This window comes from Streptomyces sp. NPDC006643 (assembly GCF_042870175.1).
Lineage (GTDB): Bacteria > Actinomycetota > Actinomycetes > Streptomycetales > Streptomycetaceae > Streptomyces.
The window spans coordinates 145,171-162,570 of record NZ_JBIAHA010000001.1; the positions used below are offsets into that span (position 1 = coordinate 145,171).

General features: G+C 70.8%; 16 protein-coding genes. 12 read left to right on the top strand and 4 right to left on the bottom strand.

What is annotated here, in order from left to right; genetic code table 11:
• Positions 1 to 76 precede the first annotated feature (76 nt).
• Genes ACFYNU_RS00590 through ACFYNU_RS00625 form a run of 8 tightly spaced genes read left to right on the top strand, consistent with a single transcriptional unit; the run spans position 77 to position 8,875 of the window.
• Positions 77 to 1,507 carry a sugar ABC transporter substrate-binding protein gene (locus ACFYNU_RS00590; RefSeq protein WP_356589998.1) on the top strand — a complete coding sequence of 477 codons (1,431 nt, stop codon included), beginning with the start codon at positions 77 to 79 and terminating at the stop codon, positions 1,505 to 1,507.
• Between the two features lie 6 nt (positions 1,508 to 1,513).
• Positions 1,514 to 2,521 (top strand): sugar ABC transporter permease, encoded by a 1,008-nt coding sequence (locus tag ACFYNU_RS00595; protein ID WP_356589996.1) that lies wholly within the window; start codon positions 1,514 to 1,516, stop codon positions 2,519 to 2,521.
• Positions 2,518 to 3,387 (top strand): carbohydrate ABC transporter permease, encoded by an 870-nt coding sequence (locus tag ACFYNU_RS00600; protein WP_356589994.1) that lies wholly within the window; start codon positions 2,518 to 2,520, stop codon positions 3,385 to 3,387. The genes ACFYNU_RS00595 and ACFYNU_RS00600 overlap by 4 nt, the downstream gene beginning before the upstream one ends.
• On the top strand, positions 3,384 to 4,499 hold the full coding sequence (locus ACFYNU_RS00605) for an ABC transporter ATP-binding protein (RefSeq protein ID WP_356589992.1): 1,116 nt from the start codon (positions 3,384 to 3,386) through the stop codon (positions 4,497 to 4,499). The genes ACFYNU_RS00600 and ACFYNU_RS00605 overlap by 4 nt, the downstream gene beginning before the upstream one ends.
• Positions 4,496 to 5,302: a DeoR/GlpR family DNA-binding transcription regulator gene (locus ACFYNU_RS00610; protein ID WP_356589990.1), complete on the top strand. Its 807-nt coding sequence runs from the start codon at positions 4,496 to 4,498 to the stop codon at positions 5,300 to 5,302. Before ACFYNU_RS00605 ends, ACFYNU_RS00610 begins: the two co-directional genes overlap by 4 nt.
• Positions 5,280 to 6,410, top strand: coding sequence for an ABC transporter ATP-binding protein (locus tag ACFYNU_RS00615; protein ID WP_356589987.1), 1,131 nt, complete (start codon positions 5,280 to 5,282; stop codon positions 6,408 to 6,410). The genes ACFYNU_RS00610 and ACFYNU_RS00615 overlap by 23 nt, the downstream gene beginning before the upstream one ends.
• Positions 6,407 to 7,417, top strand: a complete 1,011-nt coding sequence (locus tag ACFYNU_RS00620; protein WP_356589985.1) for a 2-hydroxyacid dehydrogenase — start codon at positions 6,407 to 6,409, stop codon at positions 7,415 to 7,417. Before ACFYNU_RS00615 ends, ACFYNU_RS00620 begins: the two co-directional genes overlap by 4 nt.
• Positions 7,418 to 7,453: 36 nt before the next feature.
• Complete coding sequence (locus ACFYNU_RS00625; RefSeq protein WP_356589983.1) at positions 7,454 to 8,875, top strand: FGGY-family carbohydrate kinase; 1,422 nt, start codon at positions 7,454 to 7,456, stop codon at positions 8,873 to 8,875.
• Here the strand turns inward: ACFYNU_RS00625 and vanX are convergent.
• Genes vanX through vanH form a run of 3 tightly spaced genes read right to left on the bottom strand, consistent with a single transcriptional unit; the run spans position 8,872 to position 11,535 of the window.
• Positions 8,872 to 9,480 (bottom strand): D-Ala-D-Ala dipeptidase VanX, encoded by a 609-nt coding sequence (gene vanX / locus ACFYNU_RS00630; protein WP_356589981.1) that lies wholly within the window; start codon positions 9,478 to 9,480, stop codon positions 8,872 to 8,874. The genes ACFYNU_RS00625 and vanX overlap by 4 nt on opposite strands.
• Positions 9,477 to 10,544 carry a D-alanine--(R)-lactate ligase gene (vanA, locus tag ACFYNU_RS00635; protein ID WP_356589979.1) on the bottom strand — a complete coding sequence of 356 codons (1,068 nt, stop codon included), beginning with the start codon at positions 10,542 to 10,544 and terminating at the stop codon, positions 9,477 to 9,479. Before vanA ends, vanX begins: the two co-directional genes overlap by 4 nt.
• Positions 10,537 to 11,535 carry a D-lactate dehydrogenase VanH gene (vanH, locus tag ACFYNU_RS00640; protein WP_356589977.1) on the bottom strand — a complete coding sequence of 333 codons (999 nt, stop codon included), beginning with the start codon at positions 11,533 to 11,535 and terminating at the stop codon, positions 10,537 to 10,539. Before vanH ends, vanA begins: the two co-directional genes overlap by 8 nt.
• A gap of 142 nt (positions 11,536 to 11,677) precedes the next feature.
• On the opposite strand from vanH, the gene murF reads away from it, so the two are divergent.
• Entirely contained in the window at positions 11,678 to 13,027 is a 1,350-nt protein-coding gene (gene murF / locus ACFYNU_RS00645; protein ID WP_356589975.1) for a UDP-N-acetylmuramoyl-tripeptide--D-alanyl-D-alanine ligase, read from the top strand.
• A 27-nt stretch (positions 13,028 to 13,054) separates the two neighbouring features.
• Here murF and ACFYNU_RS00650 read toward each other — a convergent pair whose 3' ends face one another.
• Positions 13,055 to 14,233, bottom strand: a complete 1,179-nt coding sequence (locus ACFYNU_RS00650; RefSeq protein ID WP_356589973.1) for a peptidoglycan bridge formation glycyltransferase FemA/FemB family protein — start codon at positions 14,231 to 14,233, stop codon at positions 13,055 to 13,057.
• A gap of 87 nt (positions 14,234 to 14,320) precedes the next feature.
• Between ACFYNU_RS00650 and ACFYNU_RS00655 the strand changes: the two genes are divergently transcribed.
• The 3 genes from ACFYNU_RS00655 (at position 14,321) to ACFYNU_RS00665 (ending at position 17,339) form a co-directional block, all read left to right on the top strand.
• Positions 14,321 to 15,016, top strand: coding sequence for a response regulator transcription factor (locus ACFYNU_RS00655; RefSeq protein WP_356589971.1), 696 nt, complete (start codon positions 14,321 to 14,323; stop codon positions 15,014 to 15,016).
• A complete protein-coding gene (locus ACFYNU_RS00660; protein WP_356589969.1) occupies positions 15,009 to 16,097 on the top strand; it encodes a HAMP domain-containing sensor histidine kinase in 1,089 nt (362 codons plus the stop codon). Before ACFYNU_RS00655 ends, ACFYNU_RS00660 begins: the two co-directional genes overlap by 8 nt.
• A gap of 150 nt (positions 16,098 to 16,247) precedes the next feature.
• Positions 16,248 to 17,339: a glycerophosphodiester phosphodiesterase family protein gene (locus ACFYNU_RS00665; protein ID WP_356589967.1), complete on the top strand. Its 1,092-nt coding sequence runs from the start codon at positions 16,248 to 16,250 to the stop codon at positions 17,337 to 17,339.
• The last annotated feature ends 61 nt before the right edge of the window (positions 17,340 to 17,400 follow it).

Sequence of the window (17,400 nt, forward strand, 5' to 3'; positions counted from 1 at the left end):
GCGCAACTACCGGTGTTCCAAGCTCTGTTAACCACTCGAAGGAACGCGTTATCCGCTCGGACCGTGGAGGTCACGGATGGACAGGCACGGGCACCTCGGGCACGACCGGCGGCGGTTTCTCGCGCTGACGGCGGCGGCGTCTTCCATCCCGCTGCTGAGCGCGTGCGGCGCCGGTTTCGGTGGCGGCGACAGCAAGAGCGACGGTTCGGCGGCCGACGATGTCACCGGGTCCTTCGACTGGCGGCGGCACAAGGGCACGACCGTGAAGGCGCTGCTCAACAAGCACCCGTACACGGACGCCTTGATCGCCGATCTCAAGGCGTTCACCGCGAAGACCGGCATCAAGGTCGAGTACGACGTGTTCCCCGAGGACAACTACTTCGACAAGCTGACGGTGGATCTCTCCAGCGGCCGGGCGTCGTACGACATCTTCATGCTCGGCGCCTACATGGTGTGGCAGTACGGCCCGCCGGGCTGGCTGGAGGATCTGGGGCCGTGGATGCGCAACGAGTCGGCCACCGGCGCCGAATGGGACCAGGACGACTTCCTGCCGAGCCTCCTCGAAGGCACCCAGTGGTCTCTCAAGGCCGGCACACCGCTCGGCCAGGGCGGGCAGTACGCGCTGCCGTGGGGCTGGGAGGCCAACGTCGTCGCGTACAACACGGAGGTCTTCGACAAGCTGGGGCTGCGGCCCGCGGAGTCCTTCGACGAGCTGCGTGAACTCGTCGGCACCATCAAGCGCAAGGCGCCGGGCGCCGGTTTCGACGGTATGTACGGGGTCGCGGTGCGCGGTTCGCGGAGCTGGGCGACGATCCATCCCGGCTTCATGACGATGTTCTCCCGCTACAAGCTCAAGGACTTCACGGTCGACGGGGAGAGCCTGAAGCCCGCCATGAACTCGCCCGAGGCCATCACGTTCACCCGGGACTGGGCGGACATGGTCAAGAAGGGCGGGCCGCCGTCGTGGACCTCGTACACCTGGTACCAGTGCTCCAGCGATCTGGGCGCGAAGAAGGCGGGGATGCTCTTCGACGCGGACACCGCCGCGTACTTCCAGGCGGTGAAGGGCGCTTCGCCCGCCGCCGGGAAGATCGCCTTCCATCCCGGGCCGAAGGGTCCCGACGGGTCGCTGGCGACGAACATGTGGATCTGGTCGCTGGGGATGAACGCCAAGAGCGAGAAGAAGAGCGCGGCCTGGCTGTTCCTCCAGTGGGCCACCGGCAAGGAGCATCTGCGCAAGGGCGCGATCGAGTACAACCACATCGATCCGGTGCGCAAGTCGGTGAGCGACGACCCGGCGTACCGGGACAAGATGAGTGAACTCCCGGGCTTCATCGAGACGTTCGAGGCGGTCCAGGACCAGACACGGATCCAGTTCACCCCGCAGGAGCAGTTCTTCGACGCGACCACGAGCTGGGCGTCGGCGCTCCAGGAGATCTACGGCGGCAAGAGCGCGGGGCCGGTGCTGAACGGTCTGGCGGACGATCTGGCGTCGAAGGTCGGGTGACGCCCCATGGACTCGTCGACGGAGGCCGATCACGGGGCGGCCTCGTCCGACGACGCGGCCGTGGCCGGCGCCCCTGAGAAGGCGTCGGCCGCGGTACCGGGCTCGGAGCCGCCCGTGGAGCGGGCGGTGCCGAAGTGGCGGCGAACGCTGCGGCCGTATCTGCTCATCGTGCCCGCCCTGCTGCTGACCGGCGGCATCCTCTACCCCTTCGGACTCGGCCTGTACTACACGGTGTTCGACTTCGCGGCGAGCAAGCCGCAGCCGGACTTCGTGGGCCTGGAGAACTACCGGCGGATCTTCACCGACTCCTCCTTCTGGGACTCGGCGTGGGTGACGGTGCTGTACGCGGTCGGCGCCGCCGCCGTCGAGACGGTGCTCGGCGTCGCGGTGGCCCTGCTGCTGCACCGCTCGACCCTGGTGGGCCGGGTGCTGGAGAAGGTGCTCATCCTGCCGCTGATGATCGCGCCGGTGATCGCCGCGATCATCTGGAAGCTGATGCTCCAGCCGTCGGTCGGGGTGGTGAACCATCTGCTGCGGCCGTTCGGTCTGGGCGGTGTGCAGTGGACGGACACCCCGACGGGCGCGCTGCTGTCGTCGATCGCCGTGGACGTGTGGGTCTACACGCCGTTCGTCGCGATCCTGGCGCTGGCCGGGCTGCGCTCGCTGCCCGCCTCGCCGTTCGAGGCGGCGGCGGTGGACGGCGCGGGCTGGTGGTTCACCTTCCGCAAGCTGACGATGCCGATGCTGTGGCCGTACGTCCTGGTCGCCGTGATCTTCCGGTTCATGGACTCGCTGAAGGTCTTCGACATCATCTACGCCCTGACGGAGGGCGGCCCCGGCGACTCCACGGTGGTGCTCCAGATCCGCGCGTATCTGGAGGCGATCCGCTTCCAGCGCTACTCGTTCGGGCTGAGCTACATGATCGTGCTGTGGGCCGTGGTCTATCTGGCGGCGATGGTGCTGGTGCGTTATCTGGGCCGGATCCAGAACCGGGCCGCGGAGGTGCCGAAATGACGGAACGTCGGACACGGCCGAGGCCCAACGGCGCCTGGAAACGGCGGGTGTGGGGGTTCGCCGCCGACGGCGCGCTGATCCTCTACTTCCTCTTCGCGCTCTTCCCCGTCGTGTGGATGGTGATCCTCTCCCTGAAGCCGGCGAACGAGCTGTTCAGCACGTACTTCTCCTTCACCCCGACGCTGGACTCCTACCGGACGGTGCTCGGCGCGGGCGAGGACGAGGGGGTGCCGTTCGTCCGGTTCTTCCTCAACAGCCTGGTGGTGTCGCTGGGGGCGGTCGGGCTCTCCCTGGTGATCGGGCTGCCCGCCGCGTACGCCGCCGCGCGCTGGCGTTTCCGCGGCTCGGAGAATCTGATGTTCACGCTGCTGTCGTTCCGCTTCGCGCCCGAACTGACCGTGATCATCCCGCTGTTCGTGCTCTACCAGCAGCTCGGGCTCTTCGACACCTACGTCGGCATGATCTGGGTGCTGCAACTGGTCACGCTGCCGCTGATCGTCTGGATCATGCGGTCGTACTTCGCCGATCTGTCACCGGAGTTGGAGCAGGCGGCGCTGCTCGACGGCTACACCCGTAAACAGGCGTTCTTCCGTGTCGCGCTGCCGCTGGTGAAGCCGGGGATCGCCGCCGTGTCGCTGCTGGCCTTCATCTTCGCGTGGAACAACTTCGTCTTCCCGCTGATCCTGACGTCGTCGGACGCGCAGACCGTGACCGTGGGCGCGCTGTCGTTCCTCGGCGGCGACCGGCCCAAGTACAACCTGACGGCCGCCGCCGCGCTGGTGTCGGTGGTCCCGCCGCTGATCCTGGCGCTGACGATCCAGCGGTATCTGGTGCGGGGGCTGTCGTTCGGGGCGGTGAAGTCATGACGCGGGCCACCGGGTCCGCCTCGATCGCGCTGCGCGGCGTCCACAAGTCGTACGGGCGCACCCAGGCGCTCGACGGACTCGAACTGGACGTCGCCGAGGGCGAGTTCTTCTGTCTGCTCGGCCCCTCCGGCGCGGGCAAGACGACCACGCTCAAGACGGTCGCCGGTCTGGAGGAGCCGGACTCCGGCGCCGTCGAGCTGGACGGCCGGTCCATGACCGGCGTCGAGCCGTACGACCGGGGCGTGGCCATGTGCTTCGAGTCGTACGCGCTCTATCCGCACCGCTCCGCCTACGACAACCTCGCCTCGCCGCTGCGCTCGCCCAAGTACCGGCTGCCGGCGGCCGAGGCCCGCGTGAAGATCCATGAGATCGCGGAACTCCTCGGTATCGAGGGGCTGTTGGACCGCCCGGTCGGCGCGCTGTCGAACGGGCAGCGGCAGCGGGTGGCGCTCGGCCGGGTGCTCGTACGGCCCGCCCGCGCCTTCCTCCTCGACGAACCGCTCTCCCATCTGGACGCCAAACTGCGTCAGGCGATGCGCGCCGAGCTGAAGGCGATCGGCGATGTGCGGCGCACCACCACGCTGTATGTCACGCACGACTCGGTGGAGGCGCTGGCGCTCGGGGACCGGATCGGGGTGATCAGGGACGGGCGGATCGTGCAGACCGGCACCCGGGAGGAGATCTGGCACCGCCCGTACGACACGTTCGTCGCCCGCGCCTTCGGGCGCCCGCTGATCAATCTGCTGCCGGGGACGGTCACCGCCGACGGGCACTTCGGCTCGGCGGACGGCGGCTTCGAACTGCCCGTGGACGTGCCGGCGGCGCCGGGCACCGCCGTACAGCTGGGTGTACGGCCCCGGGACATCACCCTGCGCGGGGAGGGCGGCGGCGCGCCGGAGCTGACCGGCACCGTCTACATCACCGAGGTCCTGGGCCGCGCCACCGAGGTCACCGTCCGGCTCGGCGCCCAGCAGCTGTCGCTGGTGGCGCCGCGCGCCGCCGCGGCGGGTCTGCGCGCCGACGATCCTGTACGGCTCTCGGTCGGAGTTGAGAACCTGCTCCTGTTCGAGGCCGACCGGCCGGAGCGTCCAGGACGAAGGATCACCCCATGAGCACCCAGCAGCAGCGCGGTCCCGCCCCGCGCCAGGCGGCGATAGCCGAGTACGTCCTCGCCCGGGGCGAGGGCACCGCCGCCGAGCTGGCGGCCCGCTTCGACGTCAGTCTGATGACCATCCACCGGGACCTGGACGAGCTGGAACGGCAGGGCATCGTACGGAAGTTCAGGGGCGGGGTGACCGCCCAGCCGTCCGGTGTGTTCGAGTCGAACGTCGCCTTCCGGCTCAAGGCGATGCACGAGGAGAAGGCGGCCGTCGCCCGGCACGCGCTGACCCTGATCGAACCGGGCATGGCGGTGATGCTGGACGACTCGACCTCCACCCTGGAGATCGCGCGCCGGCTCGGCTCCATCAGCCCGCTCACCGTCGTCACCAACTTCCTGGAGGCGATCAATCTGCTGTCCGGCGAGCGCGGCATCCATCTGATGGCGCTCGGCGGCGACTACGACCCCCTGCACTCCTCGTTCCTCGGAGTCAGCTGCGTCGAGGCCGTGCAGTCCCTCCAGGTGGACGTCTGCTTCACCTCCACCTCCGCCGTCTCGGGAGGCTTCGCCTACCACCAGGAGCAGCACATCGTCTCCGTGAAGCGGGCGATGCTCGGCTCGGCGGCCAGGAACGTCCTGCTGCTCGACCACTCCAAGCTCGGCCGGGTCGCGCTGCACCGGCTGGCCCCGCTCTCCGCCTTCGATCTGGTGCTCGTCGACGCCGGCGCGTCCGCCGACGCGCTGCGCGACCTCGACGAGCACAAGGTCCCCTACCACGTCTGCGAGGTGGGCGGTGACGGAACTCGCCCTGCGTGAACTGCGCAAGACCTATACGGCGCGCGGCCGTCCGCCCGTCGACGCGGTGCGCGGCATCGACATCGAGCTGCGCTCGGGCGAACTGCTCGGTCTGCTCGGTCCGTCCGGCTGCGGCAAGTCCACCACGCTGCGGATGATCGCCGGGCTGGAGTCCGTGACCGGCGGCGACATCCTCGTCGGCGGGGACTCCGTCGTCGCGCTGCCCGCGCGCGAGCGCAACATCGGGGTGGCCTTCGAGAACTACGCGCTCTACCCGCCGCTGACCGTCGCGGAGAATCTCGGCTTCGGTCTGGCGGCGCGCGGTCTGTACGACGCCCGGGAACGGGCGCGGCGGGTCGCCGACATGGCGGAGCGGATCGGCCTCACCTCACTGCTCGGCGCCCGCCCCGCCGGTCTCTCCAGCGGACAGAAGCAGCGTGTCGCGCTGGCGCGCGCCCTGATCCGGCAGCCGGACGTGCTGCTGCTGGACGAGCCGCTGTCGCATCTGGACGCCGGGCAGCGCGACACGACCCGCCGTGAACTCAAGCGGATCCAGCGGGACTTGGGCCATACGACGATCCTCGTCACCCACGACCAGGAGGAGGCGCTGTCGCTCGCCGACCGGATCGCGGTGATGAGGGACGGCGTGATCCAGCAGCTCGGCACGCCGTACGAGATCTACGACGCCCCGGCGAATGTGTTCGTCGCCGACTTCGTGGGGGAACCGGCGATCAACCTGCTGCCGGGCGTCGTGGAGGCCGACGGGTGGGTACGGCTCGGTCCCGAGGTGCGGCTGCCGTGCCCGGCCGGTCCGCCCGTCGGCCGCGCGGTGGTGCTCGGCATCCGTCCGGAGGACCTGCGGCTGACCCGGGAGGGTGAGCCGGGCGACGGGACGGGAGACACCGGGCCGGAGGCGACGGCGGACAGCTCCGTACGGGCTACGGTCAGCGCCCATGAGCCGCTCCTGGAGTCCGGAATCGCCACGCTCACGCTGGACGGCGTCGCGGAACCACTCGTCGTGGAGACCGGCCCGGAGATCCGGCTGGACCGGGACGACACCGTGCGCGTCACCGCCGACCCGCAGCACACGCACGTGTTCGACGCCGAGACAGGAGATGCCCTGACGTGAAGATCCTCGCCGCCGGTGACCACTTCGTCCTCAACTCCCTGATCATCGAGGCCCTGCGGCGCGGTGTCGCCGCCCCGGCCGAGATCACCGAACTCACCCTCCCCTGGCCGCTCACCCCGTTCGGCAAGGTAGCGGAGGTCGACGAGGCCAACGACTGCGAGGACGCGCTGATCGAGGCGCTGGACGGGGTCGAGGTCTGTGTGACCCAGATGGCGCCCTTCACCGAACGGGTGCTGGCCGCGTCGCCCGCGCTGCGGCTGATCGCCGTGTGCCGGGGCGGACCCGTCAATGTCAACGTGGAGGCGGCGCGGGCGCGTGGCGTCACCGTCTGCTTCGCGCCGGGGCGCAACGCGGCGGCGACGGCCGAGTTCACCATCGGGATGATGCTGGCGGCGCTGCGGCGCATTCCCGAGGCGCACAACTCCCTGGCCCTGGACGGGGAGTGGGACGCCACGCACTACACGTACGCGCGCTGCGGCCCGGAGCTGGAGGACCTGCCCGTCGGGCTGATCGGTTACGGCGCGGTCGGCAGCCGGGTCGCCCGGGTGCTCACCGCGTTCGGCGCCGAGGTGGAGGTGTACGACCCGTATGTGCGGGGCGATGTGCACGGCATGCGGTCCCCCTCGCTCCAGGCGCTGCTCGCCCGGTCGAGCGTCGTCACGCTGCACGCGCGGCTCACCCCGGAGACCCGGGGGCTGATCGGCGCGGCCGAACTCGCCCTGCTGCCAAGGGGATCGACCCTGGTGAACGTGGCGCGCGGCGGGCTGCTCGACACGGAGGCCCTGTGCGACGCGCTCGACAGCGGGCAGCTCGCGACGGCGGCGCTCGACACGTACGAGCAGGAGCCGCTGCCGGCCTCCTCCCGGCTGCGCGGCACCCCGAATCTGGTGCTGACCCCGCATCTGGGCGGGGCGAGCAAGGCCGTGGCGCACAAGGCGGCGCGGATCGCGGCGGCGGAGGTGGCGCGGTACGCCAAGGGCGAGCCGCCGGCGCACGCGGTGCGTTGAGCCCGTCCGCCGCCCGACGATTCTGAGGAGAGCGTGATGTACGTCGGTATCGATGTCGGCACGTCCACGGTGAAGGCCGCCGCCTTCGACGCGGGCGGCAACGCGCTGGCCGTCGAGTCCCGCCCGGTGCGCCTGGACATCCACGGCGGCCATGTCGAGCAGGACATGGAGGAGTTGTACGGCGCGGTCGTCGACGCCCTCGGCACGCTCACCGCCGCCCTGCCCGGACCGGTCGAGCTGGCCGGGCTCACCGGCCAGGGCGACGGGGTGTGGCTGGTCGACGCCGAGGGGCGTCCGGTGCGGCCCGCGATCTCCTGGATGGACGGCAGGGCCCACGAGTTCGTGGACGCGTGGCTGGCGTCGGGTGTCTTCGAGTCGGTGTTCCGCCGCAGCGGCAGCGCGATGTTCCCGGGCTGCCCGGGGCCGGTGCTGGCCTGGCTCGACCGGTACGAGCCGGCCTCGCTGGACGCGGCGACGGCGGCGCTGTACTGCAAGGACATGGTCTTCCAGCGGCTGACGGGGGTGCGGGCGACGGATGTGTCGGACGCGTCGATGCCGTTCCTGGACCCGAGGACGCGCGCGTACTCCGGTGACGTACTGGCGGAGTTGGGGCTCACGCACCGGGCGCGGCTGCTGGCCCCGGTCAGTGATCCGGTCGCGACCGGTGAGCTGCCCTCGGGCGTACGGATCGCCAACGGGCCGTACGACCTGGCGGCCAGCGCGCTGGGCGCGGGGGTCACCGAGCCGGGCGACGGGCTGCTCATCATCGGCACCTGCCTGGCGTCACTGGTCGCCACGGACACGCTCGACCTGGACGGTGAGCCGGGCGGGCTGCACATCTCCACGGACCGGCCGGGGCACTGGCTGCGCGCCATGCCCGCGATGGTCGGGACGGCCGCGCTCGACTGGGTGCTGACGACGACCGGCACCGACCACGCGGAGGTGGACGCGCTGCTGGACGCGGTGGAGCCGGGCGCGGGCGGGGTCAGGGTGCTGCCGTACTTCGCGCCGTCCGGCGAGCGCGCGCCGTTCGTGGATCCGGCGCTGCGGGCCCAACTGACCGGTGTCTCACTGGAGTCGACGCCGGCGGATCTGATCCGCGCCACCTGCGAGGGCATCGCCTACGCGGCCCGCCACTGCCTGGAGGCGGCGGGCCTGACGGGCACCCTGGCGGTGTGCGGCGGCGGCACGCGAAGTCCCGCGTGGATGCGGCTGTTCGCGGATGTGCTGGGCCGCCCGCTGCGGATCGTGGAGGGCGAGGTGGGCGCACGGGGCGCGGTCCTCGCGTCGGCCGCGCGCCACGGCGTCACGCTGGACATCGCCGCGTGGACGGCCCCGACGGCGGTGGTGGACCCGGATCCGGAGCGGGCGGCGTACTACGCGAAGGGGTACGAGGACCATCTGGCACGGCTGGGGGCGGCGCGGGGACGGCCCTCGCCCGCTTCGGACACGCCCTAGCTGACGGGGAAGTCGAAGTAGGTGTCCGGGTAGGGCTCGTCCTTCAGTGTGTAGTGCCACCACTCGCGGTCGTAGGCGCGGAAACCGCCGGCGTCCATGGCGGAGAGAAGATGCCGGCGGTTGCTCGCCTCGACGGGTGTGATGCCCCGCGCTCCGTGGTGGGAGACGGGGTCCATCAGGTCATGGCCGCCGCCCATGGGGGCGAGTTCGCCGGTGGCCAGGTGGTAGAGCGTCAGATCGACGGTGCCGCCCCGGCTGTGGCCCGACCTGGCCGCCACGTATCCCTTGTCGAACATCTCGGCCCTGTCGATGTTCGGGTAGTGCCGTCGCTTGGTCCGGCCGTCCTCAGGCTGCCGCGACCAGTGCAGGAAGCGGTCCACGGCGCGCTGCGGGCGGTAGCCGTCCCAGAGCAGCAGCCCGAAGCCGCGGGACTCGGCCTCTTCCCCCGCGCGTGCCAGGGCCGCGCACAGCGCCGTCGTGCCGACGATCCGGTTGGCCAGATATCCGTCCACCGGTTTCCCGGTGAAGTTGTCCCAGGTGGCGTACTTGGCGTCCCAGCGGATTCCGCGTACGGACTCGTCCACGTAGCCGAAACCGTCCTTCATCGGCTCGTCCCGGTGGGCGCCGGCGTCGGCGACGCTGTCAGCGCCGACGTGAGTACGCGGTCGAGCACATCGGCCAGCGGCAGCCCCGCGGCGGCCATCATCCTCGGATAGCGGCTGTACGAGGTCATGCCGGGAAAGGTGTTGACCTCGTTGAGGACCACTCTTCCGTCGCCGGTGAGGAACATGTCGACCCGGGCCAGTCCCCCGCATCCCAGGGCGCGGTAGACGGCCTTCGCCGTCTCCTGGACGAGGGCCCGCGACGCGGCCGGGATGTCGGCCGGGACGACCGCCGCCGAGTTGTCGGACCCGCGCTCCGGCGCGTCCTCCTGATGGATGCGGAAGAAGCCGTGGGACAGGGCGATCCGGTCGACCTCGCCCACGGTCGGATCGTGGCCTCCGCCCAGTACGGCGCAGCCCACCTCCTCGCCGGCGACGGCCTCTTCGATCAGTACCTTCGAGTCGTACCGCCTCGCGGTCTCGACCGCGCCCGGCAGCTCGTCCTTCCCGGACACCTTGCTGACGCCGAAGGACGACCCGGAACGGGCCGGTTTCACAAAGACGGGATAGCTGAGGCGATCGGCGTCGACGGACTCGCCGGCCGTGACGGTCCGGAAGTCCGGCGTCGCGATTCCCGCGCCGTCTGCGACGAGGTAGGCGAGGGCCTTGTCCATGCAGAGGGCGGAACTCGGGACGTCGCATCCCGCGTAGGGGATGCCGGACAGCTCCAACAGCCCCTGGATCACGCCGTCCTCGCCTTGTCTGCCGTGCAGGACGGGCAGCACGACGTCGAGGCCGATCGTTTCGTACTTCCCCTCCTCCAGCACGAGCAGTCCGCGCGCTCCGCTGTCCGGTGACAGCACGGCCGGGCGGCACTCGCCGCCGTTCTCCCAGTCCGGGCCGGGGCCGTCACAGAGTTTCCAGGCGCCGCTCCTCGTGATCCCGATGTAGAACGGCTCGTATTTTTCGACGTCGAGATTCTTCGCGACCTCTTGCGCGGATTTGACGGAGATGGGGTGTTCCTCGGAACGGCCCCCGAATATGATGCCGACCTTCAACCTATCCATGCCGGTGCTCGCTCTCGAATTCAAGGCAGTTGGTGAGTGAGTTTTCCACGGTGTCGCTCAGGGCGTGGTCCGTGTAGTAGGCGGTGTGCGGACTGACCAGCACATTCGGCATCTCTTGCAGTCGCAGCAACGCCTTGTTCCCGATGGGATCGTTTCTGCGGTCGGCGTAGAATATTCCTTCCTCGTCTTCGAGGACATCCAGCGCCGCACCGCCCAGCCGGCCGCTCTCCAGGGCCGAAATCAGGGCTTCGGTGTCAATCAGCGGGCCGCGTCCGGTGTTGATGACGAACGCGCCGCGCTTCATCCGCTCGATACGCCGGCGATTCAGCAGATGGTGGGTGTCCGCGTGGAGTGGCGTATGGAGCGTCACGATGTCGCTCAGCCGTAGCAATTCATCGAGCGGTACGTAGTCGGCGGCGGCCTCGGGGCGATTGTCGTGGGCCAGTGTCCGACAGCCGAAACCGCGCAGCCTGTCCATGACGGCCGTACCGATGCGCCCTGTTCCCACCACTCCGACGGTCAGATCGCGCAGCTCCTTTCCGCGTACGTCGTTCAGCCGGTAGTCGTGCGCGTCCGTGCGGCGGACCATGGATTTCGCGTGCCGGACCGCCATGAGCATCAGCATGAGCGTGTAGTCCGCCACGCTGTCCGGCGAGTAGGCGACATTCCCGACGGAGATGCCGAGGCTGTCCGCGTGGTCCACATCGATATGGTTGTGACCGATGCTGCGCGTGGAGATGTATCTGACACCGGCCCGACCGAGCGCGCGCAGAGTGGAATTCGTGATCCTGGTCTTATGACCCACGCTGATGCAGCGGCTCCGGAAGGCGAGTTCGACATTGGCCATCGAAACCGGCGCCTCGGTGATGGTGGCCACCATACCGAAGCGAGGAGCCATCTCACGGAAAAGGGCGGCCTCGTCCCGCCCGCAGCCATAGACGGTGATTCCCGGGCGACGGGACCCCGTTCGGGGTGGTTCGCTGTTGGACATGCCTTCAGTCAAAGGGGCACGGTGTTGCCCGCGCGTATGTGGTTCTCGATATGACGACGATATGTTCCCGCCCGGTAGCATATTGTCCGCGTATCGAAATGAGGATACGCGACGGCAACACCGCGCCCTTTTGACTGGACGCATGAATCACATCCCGCTCGGCGTCGGTGAGATCGCCGCGATCGTCGGCGGAAGGGTCGAGGGTGACGGCGCCGTGACGGTGACCGCGCCGGCCGTGCTCGACAGCAGGCAGGCCGAGCCGGGCGGCCTCTTCGTCGCCTTCACCGGTGCGCGCGCCGACGGCCACGCGTACGCCGAACAGGCGGGCCGGTCCGGCGCGGTGGCCGTGCTCGGCTCCCGGCCCACGTCCCTTCCCACCGTCGTCGTCGACGACACCCGGGCCGCGCTCCAGGCGCTCGCCGCCCACGTCGTGGCCCGGCTGCGCGCCGGACTGACCGTGGTCGCGCTGACCGGCTCCCAGGGCAAGACCGGCACCAAGGACCTGGTGGCGGCGGTGGTTTCGGGCGCCGCCCCGACGATCGCCACGACCGGTTCGCTCAACAACGAACTGGGGGTGCCGCTCACCATGCTGCGCGCAGGCGCGGCCACCCGGTTCCTCGTCCTTGAGATGGGGGCCCGCCACCTCGGCGACATCAGCGCCCTGACCGGGCTGGTCGCGCCCGACGTCGGCGTCGTCCTCAACGTCGGCCGGGCCCACATCGGCGAGTTCGGGTCGCGCGCGGCCATCGCCGAGACCAAGGGCGAGCTGGTACGGGGGCTGGCGCCCGGCGGGACCGCCGTACTCAACGCCGACGATCCCCGGGTGGCGGCGATGCGCCCGCTCGCCGACGGACCGGTGCTGACCTTCGGCCGGGCGGAGCACGCCGACGTACGGGTGCTGGACCTGGCGCTGGACCGGCTGGGCCGGCCGTCCTTCACCCTGCGGACCGCCGCCGCGTCGGCTCGCGTCACGCTGCCGTTCGTGGGCGCCCACCAGGCGCTCAACGCGGCGGCTGCCGTGGCGGCGGGGCTGGCGGCCGGCGTACCCCTGGACCTGGCCGCGGCGGCGCTGCCCACCGCCTCGCTGTCGAAGTGGCGGCTGGAGCCGCGTGCGCTCGCCTGCGGCGCGACGCTGCTCAACGACTCCTACAACGCCAACCCCGACTCGGTCCGCGCCGCCCTGGACGCGCTGGCGGCGATCGAGGGCGGGCGGCGTATCGCGGTCCTCGGCGAGATGCTCGAACTCGGCGACGACAGCGCGGCGGAGCACCGCTCCGTCGGGGAGTACGCCGCCCGCCGGGCCGATGTGGTGGCCGTCGTCGGCGAGGCGGCCCGGCCGATCGCGGACGGCGCGGCAGGGCGGGCGGTGGTGCTGGCGGACAACGGCGCGGCCGTCGACCGGCTGCGCGGCCTGATCACCGCCGGCGACGTGGTGCTCGTCAAGGCGTCGCGCGGGGCGGGTCTCGACGAAGTCGCTGCCGCCCTCGGGTAGTTGTGCGCGCGGCGGGGGCACACGGGTTCAGCGCCCGCGTCCCCTGCGGTGCTCGCGCCGCCTCATGTAGTAGTCGAACGCCCGGTAGACCACCGGCCGCAGCGGCAGGTCCCACTCGCCGACGGACCGCACCGCCTGACCGCCCGTGCCGACCTTGAACTGGATCAGCCCGACGTGCGGGTCGTCCGCGTCGAGCGTGGGGGTGATGCCCCGCAGGTCGTAGACGTCGCAGCCGGCCGCCAGTGAGTCGCGGATCATCGCCCACTGGCAGGCGTTGGAGCCGCGCACCTCGCGCTTCTCGGTGGAGGAGGCGCCGTAGGCGTACCACGCGTGGGCGCCCACCCGGACCAGGACGGTGGCGGCGACCAGGTCGCCCTGGTGGCGGGCCAGATAGAGCGTGATCCGCCCGGGGTCCTCGGCGCGCAGGGCGGCGAACATGGTCTCGAAGTAGCGCAGCGGCCGGGGCGTGAAGTGGTCGCGCTCGGCGGTGTGGACGTAGAGGTCGTGGAACGCCTTCAGATCGTCCCCGACCGTGACCTCGACACCTTCCCTGGCGGCCTTCTTGATGTTGCGGCGCCAGAGCTGGTTCATGCCCCTGATCAGGTCGTCCTCGGTCCGGCCGGCCAGCGGGATCTCGTACGTGAACTGCGGATGCCCGACCCCGAAGCCGTCCTCGGGACTCTGCGGCAGCCAGCCCGCGTCCCGGAGCGCGCCGGTCACGCGCAGGCCGACCGGGTCGGCCTGCCGGCCGGGCAGGTCGGTGAGCCGCTCGACGCGCAGGTCGGCGATGCCCTCCTTGACCTGCGCGGCGCTCCAGGTGTTCGTACGCACCGGGGGGCCGAGCCGGATCGCGAACGCGCCGTGCGCCTTGAGCCGGGCCGCCAGCGGGTCGAGCCACGCGCCGATCCCACCGGTCCAGTCGATGACCGGGCCCTCGGGCAGATAGGCCAGCGTGAAGCGCTCCAGCCGCGGGATCCGGCGGTGCAGGACGAGCCCGGCGCCGACCAGCCGCCCGCCGTCGAACCAGCCGAGGGACTCTTCACGCCACTCGGTCTTCACATGGCCCCACGCCGGGGTCTGGAGGAAGCTGACGGACCGCTGTGCCCGTACGAACGCCAGATGCTCGGCCGCGCTGATGGGCTCGACGGTCGGACCCGCGCCGACCGGGGACCGGGCCGCTGTTCGTGCTGGTTCGCTGAAGGACATGGCGCCAGCCAAGGCGGCGCGGCGTTGCCGCAACGTATGGGGTTTCGGATACGCCCGCGATACGTGCCCGCTCGTAGCATCGGCGGCATGCGTGTGCTGATCGTCGAGGACGAGCCCTATCTGGCGGAGGCCATCCGTGACGGCCTGCGTCTGGAGGCGATCGCGGCCGACATCGCGGGGGACGGTGACACCGCGCTGGAGCTGCTGGTCAGCAACGCCTACGACATCGCCGTCCTGGACCGCGACATCCCGGGGCCGTCCGGCGACGAGGTCGCCACCCGCATCGTCGCCTCGGGCAGCGGCATGCCGATCCTCATGCTCACGGCCGCCGACCGGCTGGACGACAAGGCCTCCGGCTTCGGACTCGGCGCGGACGACTATCTCACCAAGCCCTTCGAGCTGCGGGAACTCGTGCTCAGGCTCCGGGCTCTCGACCGCAGACGCGCGCACAGCAGACCGCCGGTGCGGGAGATCGCGGGGCTGCGGCTGGATCCGTTCCGCCGGGAGGTCTACCGGGACGACCGCTATGTGGCGTTGACCAGGAAGCAGTTCGCCGTGCTCGAAGTCCTCGTCGCCGCCGAGGGCGGTGTCGTCAGCGCCGAAGACCTCCTGGAACGCGCGTGGGACGAGAACGCCGACCCGTTCACCAACGCCGTACGCATCACCGTGTCGGCGCTGCGCAAGCGTCTGGGCGAGCCCTGGATCATCGCCACCGTGGCCGGTGTCGGCTATCGCATCGACGCGGCTCCCGGCGCCCGGCCCGAGGGAGGGGACCGTGGATAGGCGGCGGGGTCTGAGCGCGCGCCTCAAACTCACGCTCAGCTACACCGGGTTCCTCATGGTCGCCGGTGCGCTGCTGCTCGCCGCCATCGGGATGTTCCTTCTGCGGGAGGGGTGGTTGCAGACCAACGAGGAGGGGTCGTGGAGAGCGACTCCGGGCACCACCTTCGTGCGCGGTTTCGCCCCGACGGCAGCCGCCGTCATGGTGTTCCTCCTGTTCTTCGGCCTGCTGGGCGGGTGGCTCCTGGCCGGCCGGATGCTCGCTCCGCTCACCCGTATCACCGACGCCACGCGCATGGCCACCAACGGATCGCTCTCGCACCGGATCCGGTTGCCGGGCCGCAGCGACGAGTTCCGTGAACTCGCCGACGGTTTCGACACGATGCTCGCCCGGCTTGAGGCCCAGGTCGCCGAACAGCGGAGATTCGCCGCCAACGCCTCGCACGAGCTGCGTACGCCACTCGCGATCTCGAAGTCGCTCCTCGACGTGGCCCACAGCGATCCGACGCGGGAGCCCGGCAGACTCGTCGACCGTCTTCGTACCGTCAACGCGCGCGCGATCGACCTGACCGAGGCGCTGCTCCTGCTCAGCCGCGCCGAACAGAGGTCCTTCACCGGCGAACACGTCGACCTGTCCCTCTTCGCGGAAGAGGCCACCGAGACACTGCTCCCGCTCGCCGAGAAGCGCGGTGTCACCATCGAGACCTCGGGTGACATCGCCCCGGCCTTCGGGTCGCAGGCGCTTCTGCTCCAGCTGACGACGAACCTGCTGCACAACGCGATCGTCCACAACCTGCCCGGCCGGGGCACCGTGTGGGTCAGCACCGGTGTCCGTCCCAAGACCGTGGTGCTCACCGTCGAGAACACCGGCGAGCACCTCACCCCGGAGCTGACCGCCACCCTCGCCGAGCCGTTCCGGCGCGGCACCGAACGCGTCCACACCGACCACGCGGGCACCGGCCTCGGCCTGGCCATCGTCAACACCATCACCCAGGCGCACGACGGCACCCTCACGCTCACTCCACGCCCCGCCGGCGGGCTCCGCGTCACGGTGGAACTGCCCCGCTCCGACGCCGCGGCCTAGTCGACGGACACCGTCGTTGCGGGCATGGTGAACGGGCCGTGTCCACCCGTCGCACAGCCGGTGAATCCAGGGCGCACCGGGCCAACTCGGCCCGTCCGCGCGCCTATCGTGCTGCCGCCGACCTTCACGAGCCCGACGAGGGAGACCCGTATGTCCGTACAGCCCAGACGCCGCTCGATACTGCTCGCGGCCGGTGCCGCCACCGCGGCCACCGCCGTGGGCGCCGCCGGCGCGGTGCCCGCCGCCGCTGCCTCTCCGCGCCCCGGCCGGCCGGTCGTCATCGGTCACCGGGGTGCCGCGGGCTGGCGGCCCGAGCACACGGCGGCGGCCTACACCTACGCCGTGGAGACCGGCGCCGACTGGATCGAGCCCGACCTCGTCCCCACCAAGGACCATGTGCTGGTCGTGCGGCACGAGAACGAGATCGGGGGGACGACGGACGTCGCGAAGCACCCTGAGTTCGCCGGCCGGCGGACGACGAAGACGGTCGACGGGCGGCCGGTGACCGGCTGGTTCACCGAGGACTTCACGCTGGCCGAGCTGAAGACCCTGCGGGCGGTCGAGCGGCTGCCGCTGATCCGTAACCGCAACACCGTCTTCGACGGCCGTGAGCCGGTGCTGACCTTCGAGGAGGTCGTGAAGCTGGCCCGTGAGCTGTCGCGGCGCCACCGCCGCCGGATCGCCGTCTTCCCGGAGACCAAGCACCCCACCTACTTCCGGTCCATCGGGCTGCCCCTGGAGCCGGCGCTGGCGCGGATCGTACGGCGCCACCGGCTGGGCGCCGACGAGTGCGTGGTCCAGTCGTTCGAGCCGAGCAGTCTCGCCGCGTTCGCCGAGGAGCGGCTGCGGCTGCCGCTCTGGCAGGCGCTGGGGACGACGGGCGCGCCGTACGACCTGGTCGCGGCGGGTGACCCCACCACGTACAAGGACATGATGACGCCGGAGGGGCTGCGGAGGATCGCGCGGTACGCGGACTGGATCGGCCCGGACAAATCGTCGGTCGTGGAGCCGTTCACCCTGCTGGCGGACGCGCACCGGGCGGGTCTGAAGGTGGGCGCGTACACCTTCCGGGCGGAGAACCAGTACCTGCCCGCGCAGTTCCGGCGCGGGACGAACCCCAACGACTTCGGTGACGCCTTCGCCGAGTACGCGCTGCACTTCGGCCGTGGCGTGGACGCGGTGGTGACGGACTACCCGGACATCGCGGTGATGGCGCGGGACACGGCGGACTCCGGGGACTAGGACCAGGACCTGGCCGGACCTGGACTCGGCCGGACCTGGACCTGGCCGGACCAGGACTCCG